Source organism: Sulfuritalea sp., assembly GCF_031426875.1.
Classification (GTDB): Bacteria; Pseudomonadota; Gammaproteobacteria; order Burkholderiales; family Rhodocyclaceae; genus Sulfuritalea.
Window position 1 is genome coordinate 1 of sequence record NZ_JASJPC010000071.1, and the last position, 10,824, is coordinate 10,824.

Below are 10,824 nucleotides of genomic sequence, written 5' to 3' on the forward strand. Positions count from 1 at the left end.
CGCGAGCAAGCTCGCTCCTACAGGGAATGCGCCTTTTCCCTGTTGACTGACTACTGCTTGCCATCGGATTTTTGCTTGACTGACCCATCGTTTGCACGTAATGTATACAGTATCCAATGAGAAGTTCAATGCCCGCCGTAGGCCGGGCCACAAGGAGGAATTGCAGTGACAAGACCGGGCGAAGTGAAGCTCAATCATCTGTTCCAGCCGGGAAAAATCGGCAAGTTCGAAGTCAAGAACCGGATCAAATACGGCGCCTGCTGCGTCTCGAACTACAACGGCCGCGACGGCACCATCACCCCGCGCGAACTGGCGCGAGTGCGCGTCATCGCCGGCACCGGCTGCGGCCTGATCACCAACCAGGGCGCCTACCCCGATGCGCTGGGCGAGGGCAAGTCCTATTTCCGCCAGATCGCCATCCACGACGACAAGTTCCTGCCGCAGTTCGAGATGATCGCCCGCTACATCCATGACGCCGGCGCCATGGCGATGCAGCAGATTCTGCATGCCGGGCGCTACGGCGGCATCGACCTCGGCTACTGCGTGCAGCCCTCGGTGGTGCCGCAGACCCTGCCGCACTTCCGTCCGCCGCGCGAACTCACCAAGGACCAGATCAAGGTCGTTATCCAGCAGCACGCCGACGCTGCCAGTCGCGCCATCCGCGCCGGTTTCGACGGCACCGAGGTCACCAGCTTCATGGGCTACCTGCTGGCCAACTTCAACTCGCGCTTCACCAACCAGCGCACCGACGAATACGGCGGCTCGGTCGAGAACCGCGGCCGCTTCATGCGCGAACTGATCGACGCCATCAAGCAGGCCACCCCGGACAACCCGCTGTCCATTCGCCTCAATGGCGCCGAGCTGATGGACCGCTGGGGCGGCAACACCCAGGACGAGTCCTTCGAACTCATGCAGCAGGCCGTCGATTGCGGCGTGGACATGATCTCGGTCACGGTCGGCTGGCAGGAAGCGCCGGAATCCTCCTTCGGCCGCGACGTCGAGCCGGGCTACTGGAACTTCCTCTCCGAAAAAGCCAAGAAGATGTTCCCCAACGTGCTGGTCGCCTTCGGCAATCGCCTGCCCGACCCGGCGATGGCCAACGACTGCGTCAAGGACGGCGTGTTCGACTACTGGGAAGTCTGCCGCCCGCTGCTGGCCGATCCGGAACTGATCCACAAGGCCGCCGAGGACCGCATGGAAGAAGTGCGTCCCTGCATCGGTTCGCTCAACTGCCTGTCGCGGCTGTTCCGCGACCTGCCCTACACCTGCACCATGAACCCGATGCTGGGCCACGAGGTCGAGCCCGAGTACCACGTCACCGAGGCTACCGAGAAGAAGCGCATCATGATCATCGGCGCCGGCCCGGCCGGCATGGAGGCGGCCATCACGGCCCGCAAGCGCGGGCACACGGTGACGGTGTTCGACAAGGCCGACAAGATCGGTGGGGCGCTCGGCGCCTATGCCGCCAATGACCTGGCCCGCCCCGCCGACCTGCAAAGCGTGATCGACTACTACGGCGTGATGGCGAAGAAGCTCGGCGTCGAAGTGCGCCTCAACACCGAAGCCAACGCCAAGTTCATGCGCAGCGTGCTCCACGAATACGACGTCTGCATCGTCGCGGCCGGCGCCCGCACCGACATGGCGGTGTTCCAGTACCTCGAAGGTGCCGAACTGCTGGTCGATGCGCTGGACGTCGCGCACGGCCGCGTCAAGACCGGCAAGCGCGTGGTGATGATAGGCGGCGGCATGATCGGCCTGACCATCTCCGAATTCCTCGCCAAGGCGGGGCACGAGGTCACCGTGGTGGAGAAGGAGAAACGCATCGGCGGCGACATCATGCCGACCTTCAAGTGGCGGCATACCGCTTGGGTGGACGAGCTGGGCATCCAGACCGTGACATTGGCGCAGCTGGTCAAGGTGACCAAGGAAGGCGCGACGGTGAAGACGCCCAAGGGCGAGCAGTTCATTCCCTGCGACAGCGTGATCGTGTCCAGTCCGCGCAAGGCTAATCACGACCTGTTCCACGAGTTCCAGTGGATGGTCGACGAGTTGCACGGCGGCGGCGACGCCACAGTACCGCGCGGCCTCGATCAGGCCATTCAGGAAGGCTATCGCCTCGGTGTAAGAATCTAGGATTGAGTGGCCGTGGATATGAATCCGTTCCGTAGGAGCGAGCTTGCTCGCGAAATGCATATCGCCAGCAAGCTGGCTCCTACAGGCAAAGCCGGCACGTAGCCAAGCAGCGGAGGAGTCACATGCCCTACAGCGCCCATATAGACACTTTCACCGGCGACAACCTGCCGTCTTCGGCTCAACAGCCGGAGTTCCTCTTCGAGCTGCCGGAGCTGAAGTTTCCGGAGCGGCTGAACTGTGCCGATCCGCTGCTCGACGACCATGTCGCGCAGGGGCGCGGCGACCGTGTCTGCATCCAGGCGCCCGGTCTGCGCTGGACCTACGCCGACCTGCAGGCGCAGGCCAACCGCATCGCCAACGTGCTGGTGAAGGATCTCGGCGTGGTGCCGGGCAACCGCGTGCTGCTGCGCGCACCCAACAATCCGATGATGGCGGCCTGCTGGTTCGCGGTGATGAAGGCCGGTGCCGTCGCGGTCGCCACCATGCCGCTGCTGCGCGCCAAGGAACTCAAGCACGTCATCGCCAAGGCCAAAGTCAGCCATGCCCTGTGCGACCTGCGCCTGGCCGAGGAACTCAAGCTGGCCGCCGCCGAGTCGCCCGAACTGAAGCACATCCGCTGGTTCAATGACGCCTCGGCGGACGGTCTCGAAGCGGCGATGGCGAAGCATTCCGCCGAGTTCCGCAATGTCGATACGGCGCGCGACGACACCTGCATTCTGGCCTTCACTTCGGGCACCACCGGTCAGCCCAAGGCCACCATGCACTTCCATCGCGACGTCATGGCCTCCTGCGTCTGCTGGCCGCCCCATGTGCTGCGGCCGACGGCGGACGACGTGTTCATGGGCACGCCGCCGCTGGCCTTCACCTTCGGCCTTGGCGGCCTGCTGCTGTTTCCGCTCTCCATCGGCGCCTCGACGGTATTGCTGGAGCAGGGCGGACCGCAGGATCTGGTCGACGCCGTGCTTAAGTACAAGGCGACCATCCTGTTCACCGCGCCGACCTCCTACCGCGCCATCGCCGCGATTGCCGGGCCGTTGCGCGGCAGCACGCTGAAGAAATGCGTCTCGGCCGGCGAAGCATTGCCCGCGGCGACCCGCGTGCTATGGAAGGAGGCGACCGGCATCGAGATGATCGACGGCATCGGCGCCACGGAACTCATGCACATCTTCATTTCCGCCGACGAGAAGGAGGCGCGCCCCGGCGCCACCGGCAAGGTGGTGCCCGGCTATATCGCCTGCGTGATGGACGACAACGGCCGCCCGGCGCCCGTGGGCCAGGTCGGCAAGCTCGCGGTCAAGGGCCCCACCGGCTGCCGCTACCTGGCCGACGAGCGCCAGGCCAGGTACGTCATCGACGGCTGGAACTACACGGGCGACGCCTATTCGCTCGATGCCGAGGGCTACTACCACTACCACTCGCGCACCGATGACATGATCATCTCGGCGGGCTACAACATCGCCGGACCGGAAGTCGAAGACGCCCTGTTGCGCCACCCGAAAGTGGCCGAGTGCGGCGTCATCGGCGTCGCCGACGCGGAGCGCGGCCAGATCGTCAAGGCGATCGTGGTGCTGCGTCCCGGCATCGACCCGACGCCCGAGACGGCCAAGGAGCTGCAGGACTTCGTCAAGCAGAGCATCGCGCCCTACAAGTATCCGCGCAGCGTTGAATTCGCCGCTGCCCTGCCACGTACCGAGACAGGCAAGCTGCAACGCTTCCGCCTGCGTCAAACCAATCAAGGAGAGAATCGATGAAGAAGCTGCTGCCGCCGGGCTGGATGGATGCAAAAGGTTACAGCCATGGCGTGGTTGCTCCGCGTGGGCAAATGGTGTTTGTCGCCGGACAGGTCGGCTGGGACGGGCAGTGCCAGTTTCATTGCGACGATCTGGTGGGGCAGGCGGCACAGGCCCTGAGGAACATTGTGGCCATCCTGGCCGAGGCCGGTGCGCGCCCGGAACACATCGTGCGCATGACCTGGTACCTCGGCGACAAGGACGAGTACGACGTGTCGCAAAAGGATTTGGGCCGCGTCTTCCGCGAGATCATCGGCACCTACGGCGCGGCGATGACCGCGGTACAGGTCGCCGGTTTTGTGGAGAAGGGCGCCAAGGTCGAAATCGAGGCGACGGCCATCATTCCGGACGCATGACTTGGACCATGAGCGATGGTCGCGCCTGCTGGCGCGGATGCCCGAAGTCACGGAAGCCGCAGGGCCGCCGCTCGCGGTCGCCTTCATCGGCGGCGATGACCATTCCGCGAAGCAGGGGTGGGCTTGGCTCTGGTGGCCCGGCAGCGGCACCCGGCCGAGCGGCCCGGTGCCCTTCGATGGACGCTATCCCGCCGACTGGGGCCTGTTGCTGGTGATGAACGACACGGCTATCGAGAAAGTTGGCGCTGACGGCACGGCGATCATGTCCCGCCTGGTGCGGCGCCTCGACATCAAGCCCTTTGTCCTGCGCCCGCGCGACGAGCTCGATGCCTCGGGCGTGCTCGATTTCATCGAATCACTTGAACTGGCGACACCCAAACACTGATGAATACCGCTACTGATCCAATGCTCGGCGAAATGTTCGGCGACATGAGCCTGTGGCAGTCGATGCTCGATCGCCAGCGAGAACTGTTCGTCGAGATGGAGGCCGGTTCGCGGCTCGGCTTCGTTTCGCGCGAGGCGTCCGGCATCCTGCCCGGCAAACGCAGCGAAGGCGTGCGGGTGGTGAACGAGGTGCCCATGATGGCATGGGAAATCGAGAACGGCGGCATGGCGGCACGCATAGAACGTTTCGCCGGGATCTCCTCGACCCGGGTAGACGTTCTGCTGGTGGCCGACCAGGAGGCGATGGACACGATGCTGGCCGAACTGGGCGGCGACATGCTGAAGACCATCAAGCGCCTGATCCGGCGCGGCAACATCATGTTCTTCCTGTTCAAGAACAAGGCCCAGTTGCAGGATGCCGGCTACGAGGATTTCCTCGAATCCCTCGGGCTGGCCTTCCTCGGCGCCTGCCGATGATTTTCATCAATCCGCGCGGCGCACCGGAACTGGCCTGCGATCATTGCGGCTGCCGCTGGGTGGATAGAACCAACGGCAACCACTGCTACGAATGCGGCGAGGAAATCAGCGACGCAGCCATCGCCGAATTCCAGAAGGCAGCGGCCGAGTTCGCGGCGAAGCCCCTGCCGCCAAGGGACGATCCGAAGTAGCCTGCTGTCTTGATCGGTCCGGCTTGTCGAGGCCAGGGGGAAATCCTCAAGGGCGATGGCAACGGATTGCCGCAGGCGACGCTCGGCGAATCTCGTTCGGTTGTAGTCGGAACTGGAAAGCGGCTTCCCGGCCTTAGCCGCCGTTCGCGTCGGGTCAGTTGAACGGCCGGTGTCCGGCAGGTTGCCACCGTTGAGGCTGCAGGCCAACGGAAGGGCCGCGTCCTTCACCGGCGAATGAGTGCTCCGTGCCCATTCCGGCCGGTCAGATTTCTCCAAAGCGGCCGGTCAGCCAAATTAGCCTTTTACGAACCGGGGTTCTACGAAGCGGCCGCTTGCGACCTCAACCTACCGGCCAGAAGAGACGTAGCGCCATCGAGAATCGTCGCGATACGGACGACTGGCAACTGATCAGCAACCAGCCAATCAACGGCGATGGCGGCCGGCCCGGTCATCGGCCATAGCCGACCTTGGGTATCTGGCCAGACTCGGGCTGCAATGCGCGGATCACCTGCCGTTCAGATGAGATTCACGTCGAACGGCAGCTTCTCGCGCCGGTGAACTCACACAACCGACCCATTGCTGACGTTGCCCTGTTTGCGGCGAGAGTCCGCAATCGTCTGTAAATGATTCAACACGACTTACTTATAACTTCTGCGGCTGATCAGTTGCTGAAATTCTCAATCGTGACGCGATTTGTCAGGCCATGAATTGGCAGCACTCAACGCGCGCGTCCCAAAATGCGAGGCACATCTGTAGACATTCAGTTACCAATGGACATGGACTTATGTGTTGCGCCGGCCTTTACGGCTTGTTCGAGTTCCGCTCGCCCGGCTGATGGCAACGGGACGTTCATGTCAGTTACGGCCATGTAACCAGAGAAACCTGTGGGCCTTGGTACGCCCTTGGGGACGATTAAGCTTACGCCGTTGGGAAGATTGGCCGGAATGACAAAAGGTTTCAGCACAACATACGCGTTAACTTCCTCAGATTGACTCGGTGGACTATAGGTAACGCCATTGATGACGACATACACTTTACCAGGCGGCGAACTTGGAGTTTTATAAGGGCCTCCCTTGATAGGTTGCCCCCTCCAGGCTCTCACCGCGTCGAAATCCTCTTCTGTTGCCGCCCTGATCTGGCCCTTTTGAACTGCCACATCTAGTGCGGCACGGCCAGCGACTGGAGCGTTCTTGTCATAGAAAGACATTGGTGTTGTTGCCGGGGAGTTAAGCCATTCGGCGCCGGTCTTCAATGGATTCCCAATGAGCACTTGACCATCCGTGGCGCGATATTTGTGCTCGGCAGGTCGCCTGAATAGGTGCCGCGCAACGAGGTCTACATCCTCGAGGTTAAAGTAGTCGTGGTTTGCCAACTGGCCGGTCCATTCTCCGCACGGGCCTACAATTCTTAGAAGCCCATCGTGCGCTCTGTTCGGATTTAGATTCGGCACCAAATCAGAGGAGCTATTCAGTACCCGGACAGTTGGCTCCAAACCCGCAACCGCCTGACGAGAAGATCCACTGACCACGACCGCCAGGATCTTCGTTCCAGGGGACCATTTGATGCTCCAGATGATCGGCTTGGAACCACCAAGCATCAGCACCACAGGTTTTTCCGGGCTATTTACCGTGGCATCGACCTGGTGAGCCATATATCCACTTTGGTCAATTTGGAACGACAGTTCGCGCCCGGAATATGCACCCGCCGCAAGGATTGAGTAATCCTTGGGCAGAGCCAGGCCGGAAGTATCGCAGTTCGGCTTCTCTGTCCCTGGGGTACCAAACACGCCTGGCGAAGCCTTGATGAAGGTCGCCATCTCCCGGCAGGCATGTGAGGTCCATGCTGTACTGTTGACGCCCCGGGTGCACCAGGACATGACCTCCTTTTCTGCCAACCGGCCCACGATGGTTGCGGGAAGGAGTTTTGCGAAGATCTTCGCTCGCTCCAAGCCACGGAGCCGCGTCTTGAAGAAGTCATCCCCCCAATCCTGGGCGGCATCCATTACGGCAACGTCGAGCAAATTGTGGCCGTCGTATTCCGCATTAACGTCTGCGCCGCGCTCAATGAGCAGGGGGATGAGGTCGGGGTTTTTGCACCATTGGAGAATGGTCTTCCCGCCCACTACAGCATGAATATCGACTTTCCCTGAATCAAGGAGCAAATTGATGGTGGCCTTGCGGCGCTCAATTTCTTCCGGTGTGTCGCGGTGAAAGACATGGTGGGTGTCGCATACGGTAGCCAAGGTGTCAGGACGAACGTTCAGCGTTATGCCTAGTGGCGATCCGAGTAGGTAACGCACAACCTCTAGATTCCCGCCCTTGGCAGCAAAATTCAGAACAGGTCCGGTATAGCAACCACTCTTGGCAGGACTATCCAGCAGTTCAAGCGTATTTTTGCGCCGAAATTCTTTTCGAGTGGCGTCCGTCGTGAACCTGCCGAGTTGCTTCTCATGGTATTCCAAAGCCCCGAGCAGGATATTTTCAACGGCCGACGGGGAGCCATGATCAAGCGCCTGACCCAATCGGGTATCTATTGGATTTGGGCAACCAGCACCGCCTATTGCGTGCGCAGAAGATATATTCAACAACAGCACTGCGATGGAAATTAGAATTCTGAGCAACCGAGTCATCGTAAATCGTAATGGAGCGGAGTTATGGACTTAGCTCGACATCCTTGGCGTAGAGCATTTCAACGAAAGAACGACTCGTTGGAATCCTAGTTCTGGACAGATATTCAAATTGAGCCAGCCAGATGATAAAGACAGCAGCATACAACGTATGCGGCTTCTTTTGGTTCGTTGCCGACTTTGGCTCCCAGCAGCCTTGCGGCCGCTTCTGGCCGACTGCACGTATTGAGCATCGTGCCAGAAAGCGGTCGCACGATGTGACTGGGCGACCGCCAAATGATGAAGACTCTAAATCTCAGTCTGCTCAGATATCTCCAGGGCGTCATCTACTTCAATACCGAGATACCGAACCGTGCTTTCAAGCTTCGAGTGACCCAACAGAAGCTGAACTGCCCTCAGATTCTTGGTCCGTTTGTAGATCAGTGTCGCCTTGGTGCGCCGCATGGTATGGGTGCCATAGACCGTCGAATCGAGCCCGATAGCAGCAACCCAATGATGGACGATCCGCGCGTACTGTGCGTATTTCGCGCGATCGTGACCGGTGATTTCGCCAATGCGTGACCGCCGTTTCACGGCGAGCGTGACCGATTGATGTAACATCTATCCAGATCCATGCAGCATCCCGCCATCGGTCACGATGACGCGAAATCAGCGGTCACGTTCCGCGAAATGCGCACGTACTGTCGAGTTGAGACATGGGGCGATTTGGAATGACGGCTAGGAAACAGGAATTGCTCCGGCTTCAACTTCCCTTTCTCTATCCACGCGGCGACAGCGGCCCTGGTGGGCTCTGTCAGCTCGAACTGTACCGGCCGTTGCGTTTTTCGCTGCACGACCATTGCTCGGGCCAGAATCTGGTTACCGTGGGTGATATCTCGAACGTGCAAATTGACGAGATCACAGCCCCGAAGCTTGCTGTCGATTGCGAGATTGAACATGGCCAAGTCTCGAACCTGATGTGCATTCTGAAGCTGAATCCGAATGGCCCAGATGTCCTTCGGCTTCAAAGGTGGCTTCTGTCCAACCAGCTTGCCTTTGTTCCAGGGTTCCAAGTGACGAGTAGATTCCATGACAGACTCCTTCGTTGTTGATCGGAGTCTGATTGTTCTACTTCTGGGCGAAGGGCGGCTTTCGGATTGGATGCTGGGTGCGTACAATCGGCCACTATGCACAGTTCGCAACTATGTCCAGATCGCAGGAGTAAAGCCGTGGCAATTCAGGCGGGGTGTTGCCTCTGGCGAGGAGCACCAATGGGAATCTGTACATAGTTTCCCCGCTAGAGAGCACGGGGATGCATTTGCAACGGGCCGACGACGAGGATAATGCATTTGCGATACGAGTTAAGCGCCGAAGCGCCACTCACCGCCACCACCCTGCGGTGACAGGTGTCATGACAAACAGGCGGGTGTGCTCTGCCTAATGAGCCTTAATCTGCTTGAGGCGGTTCCGGGGTCAAGGCACGCTTTTGGGATTCCATAAAACTCAATAACTATGTGCAGCGCTTCCCTCTGGAGCGCCCGCCATTGCGGCGAATACGGCAATTCCTGTGCATAGTTTCAAACTGTGCATAGTGGCCGCTATGTAAACCTCTACATAGCGGCCAGGAGCGGTCATCGAGATCGTAGGGGATTTTCTCCACCGAAGGTCCGGTCACAGATCGGAAAGCGGACCTGCGGTTCAGCCAGCGATCGGACAACAGCTCGGCTTTTTGCTGTCACTCGACGGCTGTTGATGGTGTAACCGGTGCTGTCGTTCCAAATTTCCGTTTCCTGAAGCGTCAAACCGGTTCACTTGTAGCCATTCAGGCAGGCAGTCAACTGCGAGCACATTGTGACGTCGTCGTCGGGCTGGATGATTAACTGCACTGGAGTCCGCAGCAAGCAACGGAGAACTTTGGAAAGCCGATGAGTATCGTCAGTCTACTTTCCCTTCCATCACGTTACGGCCTTCATCTTTGCGATGGAATCCAAGGTGCCGCCAAGCGGGTATCTAGCTCACGACGGACTGTTACGTCGGCCCACGCGAGGCCGCACTTTATTCTCCGCCTTGGTCGATGAGGTAGTGGAAGTCCGTCGTATTTACCCAGCTGCGGCGCACCTCGATCGGCAGATCATTGAAGGTGTATGCAATTCGCTGGACTTCGAGCACCGGGTCGCCCGCTGGTATCCCAAAAATTTCCGCCACCCCCTGATCCGCCTTCACCGCACGGAGCTGTTCGGCTGTGCGGATGATGTTGATCCCATAGCGGCTCTGGTACACCGCGTACAGCGTGGTACCGCTCTCGCGTATGATTTTGGCATTAAGGCCGCCAAAGAGGGCCGCTGGAATGATCACGTCGGACACCACCACCGGATGTCCGGAGACGCGCAGGATGTTGCGAATCCTGAATACCTCCGACTCGCGCGGCGAGCGTGGTAACTGAAGGATGTCGGCCACGCGATTCCCCGGTGGTCCTTTCTTCATCGAGACCAGTTCGGATATCGGAAGCTCCTTTACACCATCGTCCTTCACCACGTGGAAGAACCGATAGAGGCTGCGCTCCTCGGTATGGGGCGACACAAAGGTGCCTTTGCCCTGCTTGCGAACCAGAACCTTCGCCGCCGCGAGTTCGCTGATTGCCGCACGAATGGTGGAGATGCCTACACCGTAACGTTTGGCCAGCTTCGCTTCGCTCGGAATCATTTTTCCTGGCATCCATTCGCCTTCGGTCAGGCTCCGGATCATGTTGCTCTTGACCTGCCTGTAGAGCGGTTCCGATTCCATCAATGCGTTGCCGAGTGCGTCGCGATTATTGTTTTCCATATGCCTTGCGAGAGCCGGCCCCGTTTGATTGGACAGAATTTCCACGGCGATAAGTGGAGCCCTGC

The 10,824-nt window shown here is 59.9% G+C and carries 9 protein-coding genes and 1 pseudogene; 6 read left to right on the forward strand and 4 right to left on the reverse strand.

Going from position 1 to position 10,824, the window contains the following annotated elements:
- The first annotated feature begins 165 nt into the window (after positions 1–165).
- The 6 genes from RMO95_RS22745 to RMO95_RS22770 all read left to right on the forward strand — a co-directional run bounded on the left by RMO95_RS22745 (position 166) and on the right by RMO95_RS22770 (position 5,331).
- A complete protein-coding gene (locus RMO95_RS22745; protein WP_310452982.1) occupies positions 166–2,133 on the forward strand; it encodes an FAD-dependent oxidoreductase in 1,968 nt (655 codons plus the stop codon).
- A gap of 122 nt (positions 2,134–2,255) precedes the next feature.
- A complete protein-coding gene (locus tag RMO95_RS22750; RefSeq protein WP_310452983.1) occupies positions 2,256–3,884 on the forward strand; it encodes an AMP-binding protein in 1,629 nt (542 codons plus the stop codon).
- A complete protein-coding gene (locus tag RMO95_RS22755) occupies positions 3,881–4,279 on the forward strand; it encodes a RidA family protein (protein ID WP_310452984.1) in 399 nt (132 codons plus the stop codon). Before RMO95_RS22750 ends, RMO95_RS22755 begins: the two co-directional genes overlap by 4 nt.
- Position 4,280: 1 nt before the next feature.
- Complete coding sequence (locus RMO95_RS22760; RefSeq protein WP_310452985.1) at positions 4,281–4,664, forward strand: hypothetical protein; 384 nt, start codon at positions 4,281–4,283, stop codon at positions 4,662–4,664.
- The gene (locus RMO95_RS22765; protein WP_310452986.1) at positions 4,664–5,140 is read left to right on the forward strand and encodes a hypothetical protein; all 477 of its coding nucleotides are present in this window, start codon (positions 4,664–4,666) and stop codon (positions 5,138–5,140) included. The genes RMO95_RS22760 and RMO95_RS22765 overlap by 1 nt, the downstream gene beginning before the upstream one ends.
- Positions 5,137–5,331 (forward strand): hypothetical protein, encoded by a 195-nt coding sequence (locus tag RMO95_RS22770; RefSeq protein ID WP_310452987.1) that lies wholly within the window; start codon positions 5,137–5,139, stop codon positions 5,329–5,331. The genes RMO95_RS22765 and RMO95_RS22770 overlap by 4 nt, the downstream gene beginning before the upstream one ends.
- A gap of 760 nt (positions 5,332–6,091) precedes the next feature.
- Here RMO95_RS22770 and RMO95_RS22775 read toward each other — a convergent pair.
- The 4 genes and pseudogenes from RMO95_RS22775 to RMO95_RS22790 all read right to left on the reverse strand — a co-directional run.
- Positions 6,092–7,960 (reverse strand): hypothetical protein, encoded by a 1,869-nt coding sequence (locus tag RMO95_RS22775; RefSeq protein ID WP_310452988.1) that lies wholly within the window; start codon positions 7,958–7,960, stop codon positions 6,092–6,094.
- A gap of 285 nt (positions 7,961–8,245) precedes the next feature.
- Positions 8,246–8,473, reverse strand: a pseudogene (locus tag RMO95_RS22780) (tyrosine-type recombinase/integrase); the annotation flags it as partial.
- 116 nt (positions 8,474–8,589) lie between these two features.
- Entirely contained in the window at positions 8,590–9,027 is a 438-nt protein-coding gene (locus RMO95_RS22785) for a tyrosine-type recombinase/integrase (RefSeq protein ID WP_310452990.1), read from the reverse strand.
- A gap of 964 nt (positions 9,028–9,991) precedes the next feature.
- The coding region (locus RMO95_RS22790; RefSeq protein WP_310452991.1) for a GntR family transcriptional regulator at positions 9,992–10,824 on the reverse strand (833 nt) is incomplete at its 5' end.